The organism is Gemmatimonadota bacterium (assembly GCA_026706845.1).
Taxonomy (GTDB): Bacteria; Latescibacterota; UBA2968; order UBA2968; family UBA2968; genus VXRD01.
Genome location: JAPOXY010000091.1, coordinates 1 through 22,597, shown reverse-complemented (window position 1 = coordinate 22,597; position 22,597 = coordinate 1). Strand labels below are relative to the sequence as shown.

The 22,597-nt window shown below is 52.3% G+C and carries 21 protein-coding genes and 1 tRNA gene; 4 read left to right on the top strand and 18 right to left on the bottom strand.

Features of this window, described 5'->3' with window-relative positions; all coding sequences use genetic code 11:
* Positions 1–8 precede the first annotated feature (8 nt).
* The 9 genes from OXG87_09245 to OXG87_09205 all read right to left on the bottom strand — a co-directional run bounded on the left by OXG87_09245 (position 9) and on the right by OXG87_09205 (position 9,205).
* Positions 9–446, bottom strand: a complete 438-nt coding sequence (locus OXG87_09245) for a hypothetical protein (GenBank protein ID MCY3869730.1) — start codon at positions 444–446, stop codon at positions 9–11.
* Between the two features lie 14 nt (positions 447–460).
* A complete protein-coding gene (locus tag OXG87_09240) occupies positions 461–1,699 on the bottom strand; it encodes an MFS transporter (protein MCY3869729.1) in 1,239 nt (412 codons plus the stop codon).
* A gap of 101 nt (positions 1,700–1,800) precedes the next feature.
* Positions 1,801–2,160, bottom strand: coding sequence for a sirohydrochlorin cobaltochelatase (locus tag OXG87_09235; GenBank protein ID MCY3869728.1), 360 nt, complete (start codon positions 2,158–2,160; stop codon positions 1,801–1,803).
* Positions 2,161–2,182: 22 nt separating this feature from the next.
* A complete protein-coding gene (locus OXG87_09230) occupies positions 2,183–3,679 on the bottom strand; it encodes a sulfatase-like hydrolase/transferase (GenBank protein ID MCY3869727.1) in 1,497 nt (498 codons plus the stop codon).
* A gap of 28 nt (positions 3,680–3,707) precedes the next feature.
* Positions 3,708–4,667, bottom strand: a complete 960-nt coding sequence (locus OXG87_09225) for a Gfo/Idh/MocA family oxidoreductase (GenBank protein MCY3869726.1) — start codon at positions 4,665–4,667, stop codon at positions 3,708–3,710.
* A 1-nt stretch (position 4,668) separates the two neighbouring features.
* Positions 4,669–5,733: a phytanoyl-CoA dioxygenase family protein gene (locus OXG87_09220; protein ID MCY3869725.1), complete on the bottom strand. Its 1,065-nt coding sequence runs from the start codon at positions 5,731–5,733 to the stop codon at positions 4,669–4,671.
* Between the two features lie 57 nt (positions 5,734–5,790).
* On the bottom strand, positions 5,791–6,753 hold the full coding sequence (locus OXG87_09215; GenBank protein ID MCY3869724.1) for an alpha/beta hydrolase: 963 nt from the start codon (positions 6,751–6,753) through the stop codon (positions 5,791–5,793).
* Between the two features lie 11 nt (positions 6,754–6,764).
* On the bottom strand, positions 6,765–8,225 hold the full coding sequence (locus tag OXG87_09210) for a sulfatase-like hydrolase/transferase (GenBank protein MCY3869723.1): 1,461 nt from the start codon (positions 8,223–8,225) through the stop codon (positions 6,765–6,767).
* Positions 8,222–9,205 carry a Gfo/Idh/MocA family oxidoreductase gene (locus OXG87_09205; GenBank protein ID MCY3869722.1) on the bottom strand — a complete coding sequence of 328 codons (984 nt, stop codon included), beginning with the start codon at positions 9,203–9,205 and terminating at the stop codon, positions 8,222–8,224. Before OXG87_09205 ends, OXG87_09210 begins: the two co-directional genes overlap by 4 nt.
* Positions 9,206–9,294: 89 nt before the next feature.
* Between OXG87_09205 and OXG87_09200 the strand changes: the two genes are divergently transcribed.
* Entirely contained in the window at positions 9,295–10,503 is a 1,209-nt protein-coding gene (locus tag OXG87_09200; GenBank protein MCY3869721.1) for a Gfo/Idh/MocA family oxidoreductase, read from the top strand.
* On the opposite strand, the gene OXG87_09195 is transcribed toward OXG87_09200, so the two are convergent.
* Entirely contained in the window at positions 10,488–12,293 is a 1,806-nt protein-coding gene (locus OXG87_09195; protein ID MCY3869720.1) for a prolyl oligopeptidase family serine peptidase, read from the bottom strand. The genes OXG87_09200 and OXG87_09195 overlap by 16 nt on opposite strands.
* Before the next feature lie 259 nt (positions 12,294–12,552).
* On the opposite strand from OXG87_09195, the gene OXG87_09190 reads away from it, so the two are divergent.
* Genes OXG87_09190 through OXG87_09180 form a run of 3 tightly spaced genes read left to right on the top strand, consistent with a single transcriptional unit; the run spans position 12,553 to position 16,357 of the window.
* Positions 12,553–14,004, top strand: a complete 1,452-nt coding sequence (locus tag OXG87_09190) for a sulfatase-like hydrolase/transferase (protein MCY3869719.1) — start codon at positions 12,553–12,555, stop codon at positions 14,002–14,004.
* Between the two features lie 12 nt (positions 14,005–14,016).
* Positions 14,017–15,156, top strand: a complete 1,140-nt coding sequence (locus tag OXG87_09185; protein ID MCY3869718.1) for a mandelate racemase family protein — start codon at positions 14,017–14,019, stop codon at positions 15,154–15,156.
* A gap of 40 nt (positions 15,157–15,196) precedes the next feature.
* Positions 15,197–16,357: a Gfo/Idh/MocA family oxidoreductase gene (locus OXG87_09180; protein MCY3869717.1), complete on the top strand. Its 1,161-nt coding sequence runs from the start codon at positions 15,197–15,199 to the stop codon at positions 16,355–16,357.
* 187 nt (positions 16,358–16,544) lie between these two features.
* On the opposite strand, the gene OXG87_09175 is transcribed toward OXG87_09180, so the two are convergent.
* The 8 genes from OXG87_09175 to OXG87_09140 form a co-directional block, all read right to left on the bottom strand.
* Complete coding sequence (locus OXG87_09175; GenBank protein ID MCY3869716.1) at positions 16,545–17,033, bottom strand: histidine phosphatase family protein; 489 nt, start codon at positions 17,031–17,033, stop codon at positions 16,545–16,547.
* A gap of 70 nt (positions 17,034–17,103) precedes the next feature.
* Positions 17,104–18,693 (bottom strand): BNR-4 repeat-containing protein, encoded by a 1,590-nt coding sequence (locus OXG87_09170; GenBank protein ID MCY3869715.1) that lies wholly within the window; start codon positions 18,691–18,693, stop codon positions 17,104–17,106.
* Between the two features lie 64 nt (positions 18,694–18,757).
* Positions 18,758–18,844 (bottom strand) — tRNA-Leu (locus OXG87_09165).
* A gap of 7 nt (positions 18,845–18,851) precedes the next feature.
* A complete protein-coding gene (gene secG, locus OXG87_09160) occupies positions 18,852–19,241 on the bottom strand; it encodes a preprotein translocase subunit SecG (GenBank protein MCY3869714.1) in 390 nt (129 codons plus the stop codon).
* 8 nt (positions 19,242–19,249) lie between these two features.
* Positions 19,250–20,005, bottom strand: coding sequence for a triose-phosphate isomerase (tpiA, locus tag OXG87_09155; GenBank protein ID MCY3869713.1), 756 nt, complete (start codon positions 20,003–20,005; stop codon positions 19,250–19,252).
* A gap of 31 nt (positions 20,006–20,036) precedes the next feature.
* Entirely contained in the window at positions 20,037–21,242 is a 1,206-nt protein-coding gene (locus OXG87_09150; GenBank protein ID MCY3869712.1) for a phosphoglycerate kinase, read from the bottom strand.
* 31 nt (positions 21,243–21,273) lie between these two features.
* The gene (gene gap / locus OXG87_09145; protein MCY3869711.1) at positions 21,274–22,311 is read right to left on the bottom strand and encodes a type I glyceraldehyde-3-phosphate dehydrogenase; all 1,038 of its coding nucleotides are present in this window, start codon (positions 22,309–22,311) and stop codon (positions 21,274–21,276) included.
* A gap of 17 nt (positions 22,312–22,328) precedes the next feature.
* Positions 22,329–22,597, bottom strand: a 269-nt coding sequence (locus OXG87_09140) for a 6-phosphofructokinase (protein MCY3869710.1), incomplete at its 5' end; no start/stop codon positions are given.

The window sequence follows — 22,597 nt, the reverse complement described above, 5'->3', positions numbered from 1 at the left end:
TTTTGTTTCTATTGCTCCCAATCGATGGTCTGAAGGCTACGTTGATCGCCGTAGTGAGGGTCATCGGGCACCTGGTGGTGCGTAAACAAATAATTGGGCTGTGCGTAAACAACATCGGGACGCAATGCGTAATCGGCTGCGGCTGCGACCGGATCGCCCGATAAATGAACGCGGTACACGCGCGTCAAAGGATGGGGATAAACTGCCTTGGCACTTCGCGGCGTAAAAAGCGATTCAATCGCCGTCACGCCATGGAGCTCTGATAGATCGCGGAATTGTGCAATTGCTGGCTTTGCGTTGCGAAATTTGACGAGAATTTGCCCGGGAGAATATGTGGGCTGCGTGTGCGCTATCTGTAAAAAACAACCACTAATAACTACAGCAAGCGCGTAACACCACCTCAGTCCCCGCTTTTCTCTGTGTCTCTGTGTCTTCGTGTGAGCCATCCCACCCTCGCCTTTTATTTTTTCTTGCTTCTCACCTCACCATACTCAGAAGGCAGCAGCACCACCAGAAGTGTTGCCGGGATAAGCACCATGGATACAACCACAAGCGCAGTCTCAGTAGAGGTCCACTCTGCAAGGCTCCCCACGCCGATCATAGCAAGGCCCGCCATGCCCCAGGAAAATCCCATCACCAATCCCGTCGCCGTACTCGTATTGTGCGGCAAGGCACGCTGTGCCAGAGATATATTCGTCGTAATACCGAGATCGAACAAATACCCCGCCACAAAAAACGAAATTAGCGACACATATCCGTCTGTCAGACAAAAACCAGCGTGAAAAATTGCGGACGAAGCACACGAAAAAGCCAGAAGCTTGCGCTGAGACATGCGATCTGCCAGATAACCACCTGTGATGCGCCCCAGCGTGCTGGAAAGCAAATAGCCTGAAAAAACCCAACCAATTTCGCTGGTAGCCCAACCGCGAGATGCTCCCAGAATAGCCGTAAAACTGACAAATCCCGTGTGAGTAACAGAGCGCAACACACTGATGGCAAAAAGCGTCCACAGAGAGCGCGTTTTGTTAAAAAAAGCAAAAAGCGTCCGCAGAGAGCGGGTCTTCTTCAAAATGGAGAAATCGATTTTGCCTGCGGTTATGCGGCGTTCATGCACGGGGATTTTTCGAGACTGCCACAGAATAAATGGCGCGAGAATCAAGACAGGGATGACAATAAGCCACAGATATTGGATGCCGTATCGCTCGACAATTTGCGTCCCGGTAATTGAAGCGAGCGCCATCCCCAGCGTTCCCCCCGTCAAAAAAATAGCCATAGACAGATTGGCTCGGTGCGGCGTTAAAGCCGTAACCAATCCCCCGGCGGTGGGATGAAAAAGAGAGGACCCAAAAGACGCGAAAATCAAAAACGCAGCGAGTATATAAGCGCTGGGCGCAAAACCGATGCAAGAGACAAAAATTCCCGTGACAAAAAGCCCCAGCGCAGCGAGGGCCATGCGATCACGTCCATCGCTAAAATATCCCATAAAGGGTTGCGTGATAGAACCGCAAAAGACAATCACCGTGGGCAAATAGGCAAACTGCGCCACCGTAAGATTGAAATGACTCTGAAAAAAAGCCCACAATGGCGGCGTGAGGACCATATAAAAATCCAACGCCATGTGTGCAGCGGTAATATAAAAAACAGGGCGCAAATCCCCTCTGGAGTTGGAACGAAAAGATGGCGCGGTTTCTGTGGACATAAAATAGCTTTCAGCAGTCAGCAGTCAGTAAAACAAGTAATCAGCGATCTTACCCGGGCGGATAGGTGGGAAGCTGAAAGCTAATGGCTGATCGCTTTCCTTCACAACCCGGCGCGTTGGAGAATAACCTCGCAGAGTTTTTCGTGCAGGCCAAGAGGTTCGGTAACGCGGATATGTACATCTGGATATGCAGCCCCCGCTTCTGTTGCCATACGCGGAATATCCTCCGTGGCATGGCGTCCGGGAGACAGCATGTAGGGATGAACAACGATCTCACTCGCTCCCTCGCGCACACATGCATCAATGCCCTGTCTAATAGTGGGTTCGGCCAGTTCCATGTGCGCGACGTGGACAATGATCTCGGGGCGTTCTTGCCGCAAAATATCGGCAACGCCGTAAAGCATCTGATTGGCTTCTTCACGCCTCGAACCGTGATCGACAATGAGAAGTGCAGTAGACATGTTTGTTAAGTGAAATAAAAAATTAACTACTACCATCCAGCCACGCTTCAATTTGCTGTTCATCCCCGTCGGTCCACGGCGCAATATCCTCAATACAAAGGCGGTCGTGACCGCTATAGACGCGGGCCATCGTATCCTCGTAGATGCCTTCTTTTCGCGCCTGCTCGCGCCATGCGACAAAATTTTCGCGGTCGTATGCTTTTGCCCGCGCATCAATACCTTCGCAATCGAAATTCTCGGTCAGTACTCCATCCAACTCGCGGGCGATTTCCGGTTTGTCATGGACGAGATCCGTCGTTTCGTCGGGGTCGTCTTTGAGATTGAAGAGCTCGGGTTCAAAACCCGTGTGCTTGACGTATTTCCAGTCGCCCTGGCGCAACATAAACGTGCCAGTGGCACAGCGATCGCCGTGGTATTCGCACATCGCCCAATCGCGTTCGCGCTCCACCCCTTCAACGAGTTGCGGAAATAGAGATTCGCCGTCCAGTGCATCGGGATACGCTGCATTATCCGCATAATCGCTATAGCGAATACGCGCCATATCCATAAAAGTGGGATAGAGATCAACGAGAGAAACGGGCGTATCGACGACAACGCCTTTTTGCACATCGGGACCGCGAATAATGAGAGGAACGTGAGATGATGCCTCGTACATCGAACGCTTGAGTATTTGATTTTGATCACCCGCCATTTCGCCGTGATCGCTTGAAAAAATGACATACGTGTTGTCGCGCAATCCCAGATCATCGACAGTCTGAAGCACCCGACCGACCATCTCATCGAGCGCGGCAATCATCGCAAAATAGATGTGCCGAATCTCTCGAACGATATTCTCAGAGAACTGTTTATCGCAATTTTTGGTCACGCGTTGATACGCAATCGCCTGATTGTGCGTGGCTTCGAGCGGCATCAGAGTCGGCGGAATATCGACATTATCCGCATCGATCAACGGCATGTGGCGTTTCTCAGCAGTAAATGCGGGATGCACCAATCCCGTAGTGAGATAAAGCCAGAAGGGCCGGTCGCTCCTGGCGTATCGCTGTAACTGATCAACAGCCTGATACGTCCTATCCCAATCGCGCCCATTCGCCTTGCCATCATCTACAACTTGCGGCAAGGTCGTGCGACATATAGGACGGCGAATATTGGCCGCGCGCGTCCACGAGCCAATGCGGTCGCGAATGGAGTGTTTGCCATAGGCGTAGTCAATAGGACCGATGGCAGAGGTCTGATAACCCGCGCTCTCAAATGTATTTTGATATGTGGGGACATTCTCGTGCAACCCTTCGTGATTATTCCAGCAATCGTAATAATTGGGATATTTTCCACTCCACATGCTCGCCCGCGACGGATTGCACACCGGACAATTGGTGTACGCATTGGTAAACAGCACCCCATCACTGGCGAGGCGATCCATATTGGGCGTAGCATTTTGCATGGCGGGATGGCCCATACAGCCCATCTTGCGCCCATCCATACTCTCGGCGTGAATAAAAACGATATTCGGTTGAGAAGGCATTTTTGTTTCCTATTGTAGGTGTAATCAATTAAACATCCACCACACGCCCTGTTTGTGCGGCTTTGTGCATAGCAAAAACAACGCGCAGAGCCTGGAGACCATCATCACTGTGCGGATCGGCATAAGGAGCATAGGATTCGGGACGATTACCTTTAATCGCCTCGACAAAGTGATCGCTCGAATTGCCGTATTCGGGCAAATTATCCAGGCGCTGCCACCCATCTCTGCGCGCAATCGTGTAGAGGCGTTCGCGTTCCAGGCGATAACTCTGCTTGTCAGTATATATGTTGACCTCATCTTGATTTTCGTCACAACTCTTGATACAGAGCAGACTGGCACACAATCCCCCTACAAATTCGAGACGCATATCCACCAGTGTTTCCTCAATGTGGCCGGTCTCGTATTGAATTGTGCCCTCCACTCTGACCACGCGCTTGCCCGTGATCCACGGCAAAACATCTGTAATGTGAATCGTGCGCCGGTGCAACATGCCCCCGTCTTCTATACCGCGCTTTACGGGACTCTTCCGCTGGACAGCCGTGAGCATTTGCGGCGTGATCGCACCAGACGCAATTTGTCTGCGCACGTACTCCGTACTGGACATAAAATGGCGCGTAAACGCCGTCATCAAAATGCAATTTTGCGACTTGCTCAAATCGACGAGTTCCTCGGCATCTTCCATTGTCACCGTAATAGGTTTATCGACAATCGCCGGAATACCGCGTTCAAGCGCCAACTTGCAGGGCGCAAAATGCGCTCGATTGGGCGTACTGACAAAAACCCCATCAATCAAACCCGGATCGATCATATCGCGATAATCGGTAAATACCCGACTATCCCGCAACCCCCTATTGCGCCCGTCCAGACATTCTTGAGAAATATCGCAAACCGCCGTGATCTCCACATCCGACCTGTTGAGCAAATTTGGAATGTGATAGCTTGAACAAAAAGAGCCGAGACCGATAATACCGATTTTTACCTTATCCATATCAATCCTTCCCCAGGCGCAACCAACCATCCACATCGGGGGTGAGTTCGCGCCAGTGGCTGGTAATCGCCTGCGCTTCTTCAAGGCCCATTTTGCTCCTGTCTTCATAAGATGCGGGCACGCCCTTTTCAGTGAGATAATCCAGACAGCGAACCCACATTGCGCTCCATACGTAGGCATTGTGCAGTTCTGTTTCTGGAGCCGTGCGGCTGCGCGCAACAAAACCCGGTATAAACGGACGACCAGAGGGCTGTCCAACAGGAAGATAACGGAAATTATAAGCCCAGCGATAATCTTCACGACTCGTGTTGGGCGTAGAGCTGTGCATCACTTTATTATCTAAAAAGACAATATCTCCAGGATCAACGGGCAGAGTAATTCCCTGCGTGTCGAGATCTTCTGGAAAAGGATGGTATTTAACGCCTTCTTTGTGACTGCCGGGAATGACCACCAAACAGCCATTTTCTTCGATAGCATGGGTAATCGGAATCCACGCATTGATAATCTCGCTCTCATGAGAATCTCTCAGGCCCGAACCTGCGTCCATGTGCCATCCTGTTTTGCCCACCTGAAATGTATAAAACCCCTCCTTTGAGAGATCTGCCCCCACGGACTCGGCCACCTGATCTGCCAGCTTGAGATGATCGGGCGCCAGTTTGAGATTAAAATGGTAAATCGGCGACGCAGCTATCTCCGGCCCGATAAGAACTTCCAAAACATCTAAGACTTTTGGATGGCGCATAAGAGCAAACATTTCGGGAATCCGCGCATCGGGCAGGTCTTTGCGCCACTGAAAAGTCGGAACAAAGATATTCAGCACGGGATCGAGATGGTGTAAAATCGTTCCCCGACTCGCACCGAGCGACATCGCAAACCGCTCGGGAAAAGACATCTCATCAAATCTATCCAGTGCTCCAGAATTAGTCTCAACCAGATAAATCCGCGCCAGCGCATCTAAAAGCTCAGAATAGGCATTTTGCAAGGGATAAATATCCTGCTCAGGATTGAGCACATCTTTGACAACGACGTATCCCTCTTCTATGTATTGTTCTTTTAAGGACGACATATATGGTCTCCAGTTGTTGATCATCAGTGATCTGTAATCTATCTAAAGCCGCAATCCCTACTGGTGCTCACAGTTATCAAAAGCCCAGCGCAATGCCTCTATGGATTCATTGGTTGCCGCGTCAATTTCATTAACGGTTTTTTCGGTGGGCAGCATATAAAACGCATGCGTCATACCAATATAACGCCGTGTAACAGCATCAACACCTGCGGCTTTTAAGGCATGGCCATAATCTTCAGCCTCATCGCGGAGGGGATCAAATTCAGCAGTCATAACCAGCGCGGGCGGCAAGCCAGATAAATCAGAAGCGCAAATCGGCGCGACATCGGGATGGTTGCGGTCAGCGATATTGGGAACATAACAATCCCAGAACCACTTCATTGCACTCGCCGTGAGTAAATACCCCTCGGCATTATCAGAATAAGAGGCACGATCAAAATTTGCCTCAATAACGGGATAAACGAGCAACTGAAAAACGAGATTTAATCCCGCATCTCGGGCGCGAAGGGCGACACAGGCTGCCAGATTGCCCCCGGCACTATCGCCAGCCACGGCAATGCGGGAAGAATCAATCCCCAATTCATCCGCTGAAGCCACCGCCCACAACGTAGCGGCAAAACAATCGTCAATCGCACCGGGAAAAGGCGTTTCTGGCGCGCGGCGATAATCAACTGAAACGACAACACACCCTACATCATGCGCGAGTTTTCTGCATTTAAGTTCTCCCGTATCCAGATCGCCCAGCACCCAGCCCCCACCGTGAAACCACATGAGAAGCGGCAACCCGCGGTCGTCATTGGGACGATAAATGCGAATGGGGATCTCCTCCGTTTCACCTGAAATAGCGCTGTCTTCCACATGATAAATAGGCGGCAACATATCATCTGGCATTTTGCGCGAATCGTTAAAAGCCCTTGCAGCCGCCACTCCTTTGCTATGCAGATCCGTCAGACCATCCCCATACATAGCGTCTTCAAATGTCTGCACGAATTTCTGTATTTCCGGATTAGGTTGGTTCATAGTTATATCCCTCACTCCGGCATTGGAACGGGTCTCGCATCCTCTGTGCGAATACTCCAATCCGCCAATTTTAATTGCAAATCTGCGATGATATCGCGGTGATCGGCATTATCCACCACATTGTACAATTCCCAGGGATCGTTCACCAGATCGTACAACTCATCCCGATCCCCCATTGGATCACGCACATACTTCCATTCGGCTGTACGCACCATCTTGCGGCGGCCCTCAGCCTCGCGCCATTGCAAAGACTGCCCAATAGCCCGCCTTCCCCAGGGCTTCTCAAGCTGTTCCAAATCCGCCATTGTAAATGCTGGTCCGCCAGCACCGTATTCTGAAAACGCCGCATCTCTCGGTGTAGCATCCGTAACCGAGGGTAACCCCTCCCCGTGCATAGAACGCGGCACATCATACCCTTGCAATTGCAAAACCGTCGGCACAATATCGATCAAATTGACACAACTCTCATCCACCACACCCTGCGGAACTTGCCCCGGCCACGACACAATAAGCGGCACGCGCGTCAGACAATCGTAAAACGCGCCCCCCTTGGCAATCTGCGCGTGTTCACCCGAAAAATCACCGTGATCTGCACAGAAAACCACAACCGTATTCTCGCGCAAATTGAGCCGATCCAGCGCGTCTAAAATCTGTCCCACGCCATCGTCTAAAAAACGCACCATCCCGTGATACACCCCCACGCAACCCTTGACGTCTTCAATCGAATCCTCTTCTACCCCAATCATCGCATGTAGCACCCGGTTGCGTTCGGGCGCAGTACCATCGCTATACTCATCCACTCGCCAGGGCGGCATCACCACATCATCGGGTGCAATCGCATACTGCTCGGGACATTCATACGGCGTATGGGGATCGGGAATGGAAACCCACAGCGCGAACGGCTCATTGCCAAATTGCTCCAAAAACCGCACAGTCTGCCCCGCCACCAGCCCGGTAGAATAATCCTCCAGCGGAAAATCGCTAACCCCATAGGAAAACTGTGGACTAATATCCGGCATATTCTTCCTCACCGCATGTGCGGCATTGATCAACTCACGGGAACGAAACCAATCCATCCCCTTTGTCGTGGGGTCTCTGGGCAATCCTCCATGTCCGATCTCACACCACACATCGAACAAATCGAGATCGCTTTGTTCCTCAAAACAGTGATTTTTTCCAATCAACCCACACCGATATCCCGCAGCTTTCCACAGCTTAAACGCATGCGTCGCATCTCCAGGCATCAGCGTCTGGTTCCGCCGCCCACCGTGCGAATGTGGAAACTGAGAGGTCCAAAACGAAATCCGACACGGCACACACAGCGGATGCGGCGTAACTGCGTGTTTGAACAACACGCCCTCATTCGCCATCCGCTCTAAAGAAGGCGTCTGACAAAACGCACTCCCGTATAAATGGCTCGCCGTTGCCTTCATCTGATCGCTCATAATAATAATCACGTTGGGTTGGTTCATACATCCTCTCCATCTACCATCACCGGTTCACCACACTCAGCACTGAGCTTTGCCGCCTCAATCACAGCCATCGTATGTCGCACAGACCTGCCATTGGCATCGGGCACTTTTCCATGGAGACAACAACCTACAAATTCGGCAATCTGACTGGGCATCCCCACCCGCGTGGTCTCATCTATGAGTACTTCTTTGCCATTGACCATCAATTTCTGATTGGTCATCCAGATAGATCCCTCGCTACCCATAATATACGTATCATGTGCGCTGGTATGCGTCACCACCGTTTGCGTCAGCACACTCACCGTGCCATCTTTGTGGTTCATAATCGTCGAATACGAATCCTTTTGCCCTGCGTATCGCTCTGCGCTTTCACTGCCCTGCGAATATACCTTAACCACGGGAGAATCGATATACCAGGGTAAAATATCGTACTCATGAGGGCCAAAACAATACAAAACGCAAACACCGCCCAATTCCAAATCGAGATACCAGGACCGGTCCGGGGGATCAAAATTGCCATATCGCCTGCGAATCATGTGCCCAACCTCGCCAATCGCACCCTCCTGAATCAGCGCCTTCACCTTCAAATTCACCGGAAAGTGCCGCATCACCTGTCCCACCATCAACACCACACCGGCATCCTCACACGCAGCAATCATGCGATCGCATTCAGCCACAGACAGCGCCATCGGTTTTTCAACCAGCACGTGTTTTCCAGCACGCGCAGCGGCAACCACCTGCTCGGCGTGTACTTTGTGGATTGAGCACACATGCACAGCCTCAACTTCGGGATCACTAAATAAATCATCCAACACTCCATAAGCGCGGGCTTTGTGCTCAGTCGCAAGAGCCTCTGCCCGACTGCGGTCAATATCCATAACCGCCGCCAAACGGATATTCTCATTCGCCGCAATACCGCGCGCATGTCCCCCCGCATTCGAACCTGCACCAATCAGCCCAACAGATAAAACGTCCTTCATCATGTCCCCCTGAGATTTGTGCCACTAATTTCAGTTGCTCCTGCAATGGCTTTTGTTTTCTTTATTATTCTCTCACAAAGGAGCAATTCATGAACCCCGTAAAATTTGGTATTGTTGGCATTGGCGGTTTTGGCCAAACACACGTAAGCTCTGTCGAAGCACTCGAACGAAAAGGACACGCGTGCCTCGATGCCGCCGTTGTTATTGATCCGGAAAACCATCCCGAAAAACTCGCCGAATTTAAAACCCGCAATGTTCGCGTTTACGACACTTATGACGACCTCCTCAGCGCAGGAGGCATAGACTACGTCACCCTACCCATTGGCATTCACTATCACGTCCCCTATTCCGTCGCAGCACTCGAAGCGGGATTCAATGTCATCTGTGAAAAACCACTATCAGCTACGATACAGGGCGCCAACCATTTGATAAATATAAAAAACAAAACGGGCAAAATCGCGCTCATTGGATATCAATCAATCTACGCACCCAGCATCCAGACCATCAAAACTCGCTTATTGGATGGTCGGCTGGGCAAGTTACACGCGATTCGCATCAAAGGCGGATGGCCGCGCAACAACCTGTATTACAACCGCAACACCTGGGCTGGGCGGCTTACACTCGACGACGGCACCCTGGTCCTCGACAGCCCGATTAACAACGCTATGGCCCACGACCTCAACAATGCCATGTACCTGTGCGGCGCGACCCATCACGAATCGGCCATGCCAGAAACCGTACAGGCCGAACTCTACCGCGCACGCGATATCGAGACACTCGACACAGCCATACTCCGCATTTTGGCAAATGGCGTTGATGTCCTCATCGGCCTCTCCCATTCCACACGCGAAAATTTCAATCCCCTCATGCAACTCCAGTGCGAGCGAGGAACCATCGAATGGAGCCGCCCGGGTTCAATCATTCGCTATAACGACGGCAACACAGAAACCTTTGAAGAGCACAACTTGCGCGGTCGCTATGGCCCTTTTCACAACGCCATAGACGTATTGCAAAACAACGCCTCGCCCCTGTGCCCGCCAGAAGTCGCGGGCGCACAAACCCTGTGCGTCAATGGCGCACACGAAAGTTGCCCCAATATCGCCACAGTTGATCACAGTGAAATCGAAGTTGTCAAACGCAATGGCACTACTTTCCACATCATCAAGGGTCTCGACGACCTGTTAGACCGCAGCTTCCGCACGGGCAAACTCTTCTCAGAACTCGGCGCCAGTTGGGCAATCTCAACCCGGCCGTATGACATGACGAACTACGACCATTACCCTTACGGCGACAGATAACTCAAAAACCATGCCAAAGTCCGCCGTGCACTATCTCGGCGGTTTTTCTCTTTCCGAAACCCGTGGCCCTCGCCCGGATACACCACCAGGCCCACCGGCACCCCAAGTGACTCCAGTGCGCGACAGGTGACTTTGGATTCAGACAGCGGACAAATCGGATCCTGGTCGCCGTGCAACAACAGAAGCGGGGTGCGAATTGCGCCCAAATTGGGAAACACATCGCCCCCGCGTGTACGCTCTGTAATTGGCCACGACAGCGGTTCCAAATACTCTGTCTCATACGTAAAATCACCCGTCTCCAGGGTCATCCGCCGATTGTCGATAAAACCGAAAAGCGCGACGCCAGCCTGAAACCGATCCGTTACAGCCAGCGCTCGCAGTGTCATATATCCCCCGTAAGACGCACCGAAAATACCCACCCGATTTTTTAATGCAAGACCCTCTTCAACCAAAAAATCAACACCCGAAATAATATCCTCGAGATCGGCCCGCCCCTGGCAACCGATATTGCTCCGTGCGAAATCGTCGCCAAACCCCAGAGAACCCCGAAATGCCGGACGAAAAACCCGGTAACCCGCCCGCAGCAAATGGCGATACCGGACCACCTCGCTTCGCACATTCTCCACCGGCGCAGCAGGTCCACCGTGTGCAGAAACCAGCAGCGGGGCAGAGCCTCTAAGGCCATCCGCTTCGTAGAGCACCCCTTCTATCTCCATGCCATCGGGAGCTTCCCATTCCATTTCTAAAACGCGTAAATCCTCGTAATTCTCTGGCTGGGGCAAGGGCACCCGGCGCGTTCCCGTCCAAATTGCGGGAAATCGCTCCGCGTCTTCGGTTTCAAAAATAGCCAGCCCATCGGGCATCCACACAATATCTGATACCGCATCCAGATCGCCAAATGTCCCCTCTGGCGTCCCATCCAGAGCCAGCACTTCCGTCTGCATTTCCAACCCCTCTACGAACGACACCCAGACGGTCTTTTCGCGATGCCCCCAGCCAAAACGCGCAATACAGCGTCCCCCCTCTGTGAGATTCACCCGTTCGCTGCCATCCCATGACAACCACCACAAATCTGTATGCGTCGTAATGGGATACTCCGCCTCGTGATTGGCTTCGTAAAGCAATGCAGAGCCATCTGAAGCCATCACCACACGGCCGACTTTGCCCGCACCCTCGGTCAACTTTCGCACCTCATTTGTATTCAAATCAAAGCCGTAAAATTCCCCTCGCTGCGCTTCTTCTGGAATCACATTGAGGGATTCTCGCCACGCGATTCGACGACCATATCGACACATACTCAGGTTCCCGCACCCTTCTGGCACATCGGCAAGATCGTGCCAACCCTCAATTGAAGCATATCGACACAGCGTGACCTTTTCTCTCTGCGCGGGATAAAAATAAGGTGCTTTGGGATCCACAGGCGCGCGGCGATCCACAAGCGCACCTACAACCAGACCCCGTATTCCCCATTTGACATCATAGGAAATCGTCCCTTTGGGAATGGTGAGCAACCGCCCCTTTGTACCATCCAGATCAACTCGCCATAGTGCGCCTTCCGATTCGACCAGCGCACAATTTTCATCGGCTGGCCAAATCTGCCCCACAGAATCAAATACAGGTTCAAGCACGGCTCTCTCTGCGGTCAATTTAAACAAAGAACCACTCAATATCACAAATAACACATCGGGACCAACGCGCACCATACCCTGCACACGCCTGAGATCCAGAGCTGTATCTGTCAGACGATCTAAGTGCGACGGCAATTTGACATCATCCAGCAACACGTCCATAGCAATCCTTCCAACCAAAATTCCATGCACAATTCAATGAGGCAAACAAATCGCCCCACAAGATAGTGTTAGACCACAAGATACGCAACAGCACAATGCACAAAAAACAATAGTCCTGCTCTGAATGATACAGAACAGGCCTTCTTTATCTCATTCTATTCAACTTGACCAACAGAAATATTTTGCCATACCTGTTTCTCCGTCCTATCTTGTCCCGTCCTTTTGATCCACCTGAATCACCCTCCTTCCGGAGCACCTTATGGCTCGCAACCTCCTTTTAATCACCACCGACCAACAGCGCTGGGATAGCTTGCCCTGTTACGGCCTCGACTTTATGCAAACCCCCAACCTCGACCGTCTTGCACGCGAAGGCATGGTATTTGACCACTGCATTGTCCCTTCCCCTGTATGCGTGCCTTGTCGCGCGTCCATCATGAGCGGGCAGTACCCCAGCGTAACCGGCGTACTCGGCAATGGCAACTGGCTACCCGATCATGTGCCGACATGGCCGCACATCATTTCGCAGACTGGACGGCGCACCGCAGCCATTGGCAAAATGCACTTTCATCCCTGGGACTCACACCAGGGCTTTGACGAACGCATCATGGCCGAAGACAAACGGCACATTTACCTGCCCGACCACCACGTACAATTTCTCGCTGCACACGGCCTTGACCGACCGCACCCCACGACATTACCGGGATATTACGAAAATCTGGGCGCATCCATCACGCCGCACGAGCGCAAATTTCACGTCGATGGCTTTGTAGGCGACCAGGCAGCCGAATGGCTCCAACAAAATGGAAATGCCCCCTTTGCCGCATGGGTCAGCTTTCCCGGACCGCACGACCCCTACGATCCCCCAGAAGACATGGCCCTTATGTATGCCGACGCACCCATACCCAAACCCGTCGGTTCCCCAGAAGAACTCGCCGACAAACCACTTGCCCAAAGAGACCGGGGCCGCGGTAGCCTGTCCAACTCCATGTTTCGCCTGGACTATTCAAAAGCCACGCCAGAGCACTATCGCAAATGGCGCGAGCATTACTACGCCAACATCAGCCTGATAGACGAAGGCATTGGCAAAATCATCGCTGCACTCGAAGCCCATCGCGTACTCGACGACACCCTCATCATCTTCACCAGCGATCACGGCGACGCACTGGGCGATCACGGCCTGCCCTTCAAGGGCTTCTTTTACGACTGCATGTCTCGCGTACCCCTCATCATGCGCGGTCCCGATATCCCCGCCCATCAGCGCGCTTCTGGCCTTGTCAGCATCATTGATCTCGTACCGCTTTTTTATCACACCTGCGATGCTGAACCGCCCAGCACGCTTCAGGGTGAAGACATTCGCCCGCTATTCAAAAATCCCACAGCGACCATCCGGCAGGTCGCATTCTGCGAAATCGGCGGTCGCGCTATGGTGCGAACCGAACGCTACAAATACGCGCACTACGCCGATGGATCTGCCGAACTCTACGACCTCGAAAACGATCCCGACGAACTCGTCAACCGCGCGGGCGACGCGCAACTCTCCCATATTGAAAACGACCTCAAATCCCGTTTGCTCGAACACTGGATCGACAACCAGAAACACCAATCGAACTACGTCTCTGCCCCGCAATACTGGGTGCGAGAGGCTCTTGAAGCCGATTACAAAAAACAACAGGAAGAAGGCGGAGATCTGCGTTATAGACCGCTGTATTGAAAGGAGTTTCTCTTGAAAATCACCGATGTCGAAACCATTCAATTCAAATACATCGCCAACACCGAACAGGACAGCGATGGACACGGACATCCAGGTCCCGAACGCGAAGCCGTTCAAACCTTGCTCAAAATTTCAACCGACGAAGACGTGTGTGGATACTGGTTTGGCGCAAATGCACGGGTGATCAACAGCATGGTCAAGCCAGAACTCATTGGCAAAGACCCCTTTATGCGCGAACAAATCTGGCACGACCTCAACCACCGCCAGCGCATCAACTCAGACACAATAACAGATAAAGTCATCATGTCCGTTGACCTCGCCCTATGGGACCTGGCCGGTCGCGCCGTCAATCAACCCGTTTACAAATTGCTCGGCGGGTACCGCGACAAAGTACCCGCCTATGCATCTACCATGTGCGGCGACGACCTCGAAGGCGGCTTGGCCACGCCCGAAGACTATGCCCGCTTTGCCGAATGGTGTATGAAACGCGGGTACCCCGCCTTCAAACTCCACACATGGCAGCCCCCCTACGAGGGTGCCCCCAGTGTCAAACGCGACCTCGAAGCCTGCGCTGCCGTGCGCGAAGCCGTCGGCCCCGACGTCCCCCTCATGCTCGACCCCTATCACTATTACGACCGCGAAGCCTCGCTCGCCCTGGCAAAAGGACTTGAAAAACTCGACTACTACTGGATGGAAGAACCCATGGACGAACACAGCATGTCATCTTATGTCTGGCTCTGTGAACAAACGTCTTTACCGATATGTGGTCCCGAGACCTGCGAAGGCAAAATGTATGTGCGCGCCGAATGGATCAAAGCCGGAGCGTGCGACATTTCCCGCTGCGGCGTCGGCGATGTGGGCGGTCTGACACCCCTGATGAAAACCGTTCACCTGTGCGAATCCTTTGGCATGCGCTGCGAAATCCACGGAGGCGGCCCCGGCAATTTGCACGCCCTGTGCGCCATGACCAATGGCGAATTTTACGAACGCGGCCTCCTCCACCCCTTTATCGACTTTGACGAACATGCGCCCTGGCTGCACGAACACGGCGAACCCATGGATGACCAGGGATTCGTCCATGTCCCCCAGCGTCCGGGATTGGGCATGAACATCAACTGGGATTATATCGAAAAAAACAGGATCGGGATGTAAGGATATTCCTATCCCCCCAACACAAACACAGGAGAACTTTATGAACAAAGTACGCATCGGCATTATCGGCATCGGCAACATGGGCAGTGGACATAGTCTTTATTTGCACCCGGGCGAGGTATCCAATGCCGAACTAACCGCCATCTGCGACATACACCCCGACCGCATCAAGTGGGCGCGCGAAAACCTGGGTGAAAACGTCCGCACATTCGACAGTGCCGATGATATGATGGCCTCTGGAACCGTCGATGCCGTCATCGTCGCCACACCGCACTACCTCCACCCCCCACTGGCAATTCAGGCCATGAACAGCGGGTTGCATGTGCTCATTGAAAAGCCCGCGGGCGTTTATACCAAACAGGTCGAAGAAATGAATGCCGTAGCTGAAAAAAGCGACCGCGTCTTTGGCCTCATGTTCAACCAGCGCACCATAGGAGCGCACCAAAAACTCAAAGACCTAATTGCATCTGGCGATTTGGGCGAAATTCAGCGCACGAACTACATCATCACCACCTGGTTCCGCTCGCAAAGTTATTACGATTCAGGCGGTTGGCGCGCGACCTGGGAAGGCGAAGGCGGCGGCGTCTTAATGAACCAGTGCCCGCATAACCTCGACCTGTGGCAATGGATCTGCGGTATGCCCATCCGATGCAGGGCATTTGTCGGATTTGGCAAATACCACGATATAGAAGTCGATGACGAAGTCACCGCCTATGTGGAATATGAAAATGGCGCAACGGGTGTATTCATCACCACAACGGGCGAAGCCCCCGGCACCAACCGTCTCGAAATTACTGGCGACCGCGGCAAAGTCGTCATGGAAGGTGGAAACATCACCTTCTGGCGCACCCGCGAATCCGTCAGCAAATTCTGCAAAGAATACAAGGGCGGCTTTGGCAGCCCCGAATCCTGGAAATGCGATATCCCCACGGGCAGCAGCGGCGAAGCCCATCGAGGCATCACGCAAAACTGGGTTGATGCCATACGCACAGGCAGTCCCCTCCTGGCACCCGGAGTGGAAGGAATCAAAGGCGTCGAACTCGCCAATGCCATGCTCTTATCTGCCTGGACAGACGATTGGGTGAATATCCCGGTTGACAGCGATCTCTTCTACGAAAAACTCCGGGAAAAGATCAAAAACTCCAATACAACGAAAAGCGCGGAAGACAGCACCGTACTCGACGTATCAGAGACGTATTGAGGGGCTGGGGCTAAGAAGTGTGACGAGAGAAGTGTGAAGTATGAGGTCAGGATCGAAATTGGGAACTGACTACTAAAAAAACGAGGACCGATCCCCAAGAAAAGAACCGACCCCCACGCGGAAGCTGACTGATGAATAAGTTATCCGCATTCTGTGACAACAAAGTTTCGGATAAGTTACAGCCACGTCAAATCGACTTTGGCACCTCAAAAAACACCAGATCTCCTGACTCTGCATCTGACCAATCATCAATCGGCAGATCAATACCTGCGACACCACAAGTCGGCACATTGGCGATAGCAGATCCAGTCAGTGCATTGACCAATACGGTCATATCCGGGTTGTGCCCTATCACCATAACCTCTCGATACCGATTATCGACCTGTCGAATCAAATCCAACACATCCCCACTATGCCCCGAATAAATGCGCTCGTGCCATGCAATCCGTTTTTTGGAAAAATTGAGTGCTTTGCGCAACCGCTTGACCGTAGATCGCACGCGCTTGGCCGTGCTACACAACACGTAATCTGGTTCGACCTTCCATACCTTCTTCAGATATTTGCCCATGCGCGGCGCGTCCCTTTTTCCGCGCTTGTTCAGCGGCCGATCAAAATCAGCCAACCCGACATAACTCCAATCCGACTTGGCGTGCCGCACGATATAGAGCCGTTTCATAAAGCATTCTCCGTTAAGGTTTTACACACGTTGAAATATACGCAACCAATGGGCTTTTACAACTTAATCTTCACTTCGGAAGAATATAAAGTCTCAAGTCACTCGGCGGTGGGATCTCCTCTCGTGGGAGGTCTCGATTGCGCCCCAGCGTTTCCCAGCGCAAGAGATATCGCTCGCCGGGCCTTGTGCCCGCCCCCCGCGCCCAGCGCGTATTGATCCTCATCCCCGGATACTGAGAAGTCACGCGCGCCAACTCCCTGGGTATCGCACTCGGGGGCGGCGGATACGTCCCGATCACTTGCAGGGTTTGGGGATCCAACTTCCAGATTCCCCGTCCCTCTTTCACATGTATATAGCTCATACTCAAACCCCCATCGGATTCCACCTTTACGCTACCCAACCGAATCTCTGCAACAATTGATCCACCCCCTCCAAATTCCCATCGATAGGTCCAATCACTCACCTTGTACACAACCCATTCGCCGTATTCCAACCGCGCACAATAGGCTTGCGTATATCCATTTTCGTCGTGCTTGTGATAACTGATTACCGGGCGTTTCTGATGGTCAAAACCCAATGACTGCGTCATATTGATCATCCCTCCCCTCGGCGGCACGGGATCGACGATAGCACCGCTTTCTATTGTAATCGGTAAATCCAACGCATCGCCGCTACCCGTTTCCCAGGCGACCAGGTCACGGCTGCGGGCATATGAGATATCGTGATTGGTTGCAGCATCGGGTGTGTCGCGCCACATCCAAATCATGTGGAACATTCCATCGGGACCTTTCTGGGGACTGCGCGCGTACGCATTCATCCGCCCTAACCCATCCAATAACGGCGTATCGTGTAACCGCCGCCATGTTCTGGTCTCAACATCATACATATTATAAAATTCAACCGCATTGCCACTACTGCCGTCTCGATACCTGAAAATCAATTCATTATTGGGACCGCGCATAAACACGGGATAAGTGCAGCGATCTTCATTTTGTCCCACCATCGAATCAATGCGCTCAAAACTCGTCACATCGAGTGGCCGCGTTGTGCGAAAGTAAATCAGCGGATCCACATGCATATTCCCGCTCAAATGAATGTAATCGTCGGTGTCAATAGCCATGGTCAGGTAATTGTGGGTGTCCCATCCGGTTTCCGACGACAGTCGGCCTCGATTTTCCAACCATACACCTCTGGGCTGTTCAAATGTCCACATCTCTGCATCTAAATTTCTCATCCCCACCGCCATTTTGCGGTCGGCATCGTAAAATGCGACAAATTGTACATCGCCATAAGTCAACAGGTCAAAACTAACGGGATGTCCAGCCCATACCTTAGAGATAAATAACGAGCCGAGAATTTTCTTATTATCTACTGTCGGGGTCGCCCCCCCATTTGACGCGACTGTTTTGCCAAAATTTGCGGCAAAATGCAAAAAATCATCGAACCCGATCTCGCCATCGCCATCCAGATCAAAACGATCTTCATACTTATCATCGCCCTGACGCGCCCCGAATTTGGCGACAAAGAGCAAAAAATCGGGAAAATCGACCACGCCACTATTGTCAAAATCTGGACTGGAGACTTGTTCTAATGCCACATTGGCCCGAAGGGGTTGGATCAGAAGCACGATGAATAGCAAGGCGAGGATATGCCTACACATGGCATCTTACTCCTATCGACAGAAAAAGGGCTTGCGATCCATATCACAAGCCCTTGCTTTTATGTGGTGCCGAAGAGGGGATTCGAACCCCTACACCCTTTCGAGTACTGCCCCCTCAAGACAGCGTGTCTACCAATTCCACCACTTCGGCACAAAATCTACGGCGTGGTACTGCCGGTATCGGCCGGTGCTGTTTGGGTTGTCCCTTCGGTGGGTTTGGTTTCCGGAAAGGTCAAAGGTTGAGGAATTTGCTGCATGGGCATCTGCCCTTCTTCCATTAACCGCTCGGCAGCCGTTGACGGTACAGAATCTGTCGAACGCCCCGCGTACCAGAGACCAATACATGTCAGTGCAAAAATAATTCCCACATATGTCGTCACTTTTGCCAACATAGGCACGGCACCACCACCGCCAAACATCGATGTGCCACCGCCCATACCGCCAAAAGCACCACCGGACAACCCACCACTTCTGCCGGGCTGCATCAAAATAACCAGAATGAGTACCGCACAAACTATCACATGAACAATCAAAAGAAAAATTTCCATATCACCCTCTATATAGCCGCTTTCACAATAGCGGCAAAATCATCGGCCTCCAGCGAAGCCCCACCGATCAATCCACCGTCGATATTGTCCTGCTCAAACAACTCCGCTGCATTATCTGGCTTCACAGACCCACCGTATTGTATGCGAATCGCCTGCGCGACATCGTAGTCATAAATTTGCGCCAATACCTGCCGGAGAAACGCATGGACGGCCTCTGCCTGTTCCGGCGTCGCCGTCAGTCCCGTACCAATGGCCCAAACAGGCTCATAAGCCAGGGTAATCCCCTGCACTTCATCAGCGCAAACGCCATTGAGAGCACCCCGCGTTTGCTTCTCAACCACCTGCTCAGTCACATCGGCCTGACGCTCATCAAAAGACTCGCCAATACACACAATAGGCTTCAATCCAGCACTCAGGGCAGCCTTTAAACGGCGGTTGACAGTATCGTCTGTTTCGCCAAAAAACTGCCGTCGTTCAGAGTGTCCTAATATAACGTATTCACAACCGCAAGTCAACAGCATGGGGGCCGAAACCTCACCCGTAAAAGCACCCTCAGCCTCCCAGTACATATTCTGAGCACCCAGCCCTACATCAGTACAGCACACCACACTTGAAACCCGTTCCAGCGCCGTAAAAGGCGGACATATTGCCACATCCACTCCCGTCACATCCGAAACCGCATCCACCACACATCGCGCAAGCATTTCTGCCTCATCAGGTGTCTTATTGAGCTTCCAATTTCCCGCCACAAACGGCGTTCTCATTACAACTCCCTTTCAGTATTTGAACACGCACCTATTCTTCCTCTACCCTATCCGAAAGTGCCGCCACACCCGGCAGTGTTTGGCCTTCTAAAAATTCCAGCGAGGCCCCACCCCCGGTCGAGACATGACTCAATTTTTCCGCCACGCCAAAATCTGCCATCGCAGCAGCAGTCTCCCCCCCGCCAACAATAGTCGTTGCACCGCGCTCAGTCGCCGTAACCAGTGCGCTGGCAACCGCACGCGACCCTTTTGAGAACGAGAAAATCTCGCACACACCCAGAGGACCATTCCACACCACGGTTTTAGCACTTAAAACCACATCGGAAAATCGCTTCCGCGTCTCAGTCCCAATATCAAACCCCTCCAAATCTGCTGGAATTTGATCTCGCGGCACAATCTGAGCAGATACCCCCTCCACCATCTCTGCCGCCACAACCGTATCAGTCGGCAATATCAGATCTACGCCTTCGGCCTCTGCGCGCTTGAGCAAATGGGCAGCGACCCCAACGCGGTCTTCCTCTAACAACGACTTCCCAATTTCCAGATCCATCGCCTTAAAAAACGTAAATGCCATGCCACCGCCAATGAGCAAGACATCCACTTTTGAAAACAAATTTTCAATCACATCAATTTTACCGGAAATTTTTGCCCCGCCCATAATCGCGACATAAGGACGCGCCGGATCGGCCAACGCCGTGCCCAGATACTCCAATTCTTTCTGCAACAACAAACCCGTAGCGCATTCAACAAAATAATGGGTAACGCCCTCAGTAGAGGCATGCGCACGATGGGCACTGCCAAAGGCATCGTTGACATACACATCGCCCAATTCCGATAATTGTGTGGCAAAACCCGGCGCATTTTTTTCTTCGTCAGCGTGAAAACGCAAATTTTCGAGCAACACAACCGAACCTTCGGGCGCGCGTTTCACCAGTGAAGTCGTCGCTTCACCCACGCAGTCTGACGATAAAAGCACCTCGCGTCCCAATAGCACTTGAAGGACTTCAGCCACGGGTTTAAGCGATAACTCGGGCACGATCTCGCCCTCGGGGCGACCCAGATGAGACATCAACACGGGCTGTCCCCCCGCATCCAAAATGTGTCGGATCGTGGGTAAAGAAGCCCGCAAACGCGTGTCATCTCCGACCTGTCCATCTTCAATGGGCACATTGAAATCAACGCGCACCAGAACGCGCTTATCCCTCAAATCCAGGTCTGTAATCGACAACTTCGCCACGCCATCGCCTCTCAAAAGTCAAAATCAGCGACTATTTTTCCATCTTTGCCAACTTCGCGATCAAATCCACACACCGGTTGGAATACCCCCACTCATTGTCGTACCATCCACACACCTTCACCATATTGCCATCCATCACTGTGGTAATCATCGAATCGAAAATACAGGAATGGGCATTCCCCAGGATGTCGGCAGAAACAATGGGATCATCGGTATATTCCAGAATACCTTTCAAACGTCCCTGCGCTGCACACTCAAAGGCATTATTCACCTCTTCTGCTGTCACCTCTTTTTTAAGCACCGCGACAAAATCGGTAAATGAACCATCTGGCGTGGGCACGCGCACGGCCATGCCATCGAGTTTCCCATTGAGTTCGGGAATAACCAGACCCACCGCACTCGCCGCGCCCGTCGTTGTCGGAATCATCGACAGGGCAGCAGACCGCGCACGGCGCATATCGGAATGGGGCGCATCGATAAGACTCTGATCGCCCGTATAAGAATGGATAGTAGTCATAAGCCCGTGGACAACGCCAAAAGAAGCGTGCAACACACTCACCATAGGCGCCAGACAATTGGTCGTACACGAGGCATTGGAAATGACCGCATCGTCTTTTTGTAAAACACCGTCATTAATCCCCATCACCACGGTGGGCAAATCCCCTTTGGCGGGCGCAGAAATAATCACCTTTCTCGCGCCTTTTTCTCCCAAATGGGCGCTCGCGGACTCTTTATCGGTAAAAAAGCCCGTCGATTCAACCACCACATCTACCCCCAATGACCTCCAGGGCAATTGTGCGGGATCGCGTTCGGACAAAACAGCTACCATTTTGCCATCAACCACAAGCGCATCCACCGAGGACTTCTCAACTTGCACGCCGTTTTCCCGATGTTTAACACACCCCGGATACCGTCCATGCGTCGAATCGTATTTGAGCAAATGCGCCAGACTTGCTGCATCGGTCAAATCGTTTACAGCCACCACATTGAGACCACGCGCCATAGCTGCGCGAAATACCAGCCGCCCAATCCGCCCAAAACCATTGATCCCTACTCTCAGTCCTACCATAATTTCCTCCAAACTCATTATCCGAAAAATACTTTGGCAATATCGTAAAGCCTCATATCTACAGTACGCAACTTCGACACGGCTTCTTTTAAATCAATCGCAACAATATTTTGCCCGCGCAGCGCCACCATCTTGCCAAAATTGCCTTCGTGTATTAGATCAATTGCCGCAATTCCAAATCGCGTCCCCAACACCCGATCATAAGCAGAGGGGCTACCTCCGCGTTGAATATGTCCCAGCACGGTTGCGCGACTTTCGTATCCGGTGCGCCGCTCAATTTCATCAC

Coding starts and splice junctions, on each gene's coding strand:
- OXG87_09190 (MCY3869719.1), top strand. CDS start 12,553: ATGGCTCGCAACCTCCTTTTAATCACCACCGACCAACAGCGCTGGGAT.
- OXG87_09170 (MCY3869715.1), bottom strand. CDS start 18,693: ATGTGTAGGCATATCCTCGCCTTGCTATTCATCGTGCTTCTGATCCAA.
- OXG87_09180 (MCY3869717.1), top strand. CDS start 15,197: ATGAACAAAGTACGCATCGGCATTATCGGCATCGGCAACATGGGCAGT.
- OXG87_09230 (MCY3869727.1), bottom strand. CDS start 3,679: ATGCCTTCTCAACCGAATATCGTTTTTATTCACGCCGAGAGTATGGAT.
- secG (MCY3869714.1), bottom strand. CDS start 19,241: ATGGAAATTTTTCTTTTGATTGTTCATGTGATAGTTTGTGCGGTACTC.
- tpiA (MCY3869713.1), bottom strand. CDS start 20,005: ATGAGAACGCCGTTTGTGGCGGGAAATTGGAAGCTCAATAAGACACCT.
- OXG87_09220 (MCY3869725.1), bottom strand. CDS start 5,733: ATGTCGTCCTTAAAAGAACAATACATAGAAGAGGGATACGTCGTTGTC.
- gap (MCY3869711.1), bottom strand. CDS start 22,311: ATGGTAGGACTGAGAGTAGGGATCAATGGTTTTGGGCGGATTGGGCGG.
- OXG87_09205 (MCY3869722.1), bottom strand. CDS start 9,205: ATGAAGGACGTTTTATCTGTTGGGCTGATTGGTGCAGGTTCGAATGCG.
- OXG87_09245 (MCY3869730.1), bottom strand. CDS start 446: ATGGCTCACACGAAGACACAGAGACACAGAGAAAAGCGGGGACTGAGG.
- OXG87_09235 (MCY3869728.1), bottom strand. CDS start 2,160: ATGTCTACTGCACTTCTCATTGTCGATCACGGTTCGAGGCGTGAAGAA.
- OXG87_09210 (MCY3869723.1), bottom strand. CDS start 8,225: ATGAACCAACCCAACGTGATTATTATTATGAGCGATCAGATGAAGGCA.
- OXG87_09215 (MCY3869724.1), bottom strand. CDS start 6,753: ATGAACCAACCTAATCCGGAAATACAGAAATTCGTGCAGACATTTGAA.
- OXG87_09200 (MCY3869721.1), top strand. CDS start 9,295: ATGAACCCCGTAAAATTTGGTATTGTTGGCATTGGCGGTTTTGGCCAA.
- OXG87_09240 (MCY3869729.1), bottom strand. CDS start 1,699: ATGTCCACAGAAACCGCGCCATCTTTTCGTTCCAACTCCAGAGGGGAT.
- OXG87_09195 (MCY3869720.1), bottom strand. CDS start 12,293: ATGGACGTGTTGCTGGATGATGTCAAATTGCCGTCGCACTTAGATCGT.
- OXG87_09175 (MCY3869716.1), bottom strand. CDS start 17,033: ATGAAACGGCTCTATATCGTGCGGCACGCCAAGTCGGATTGGAGTTAT.
- OXG87_09225 (MCY3869726.1), bottom strand. CDS start 4,667: ATGGATAAGGTAAAAATCGGTATTATCGGTCTCGGCTCTTTTTGTTCA.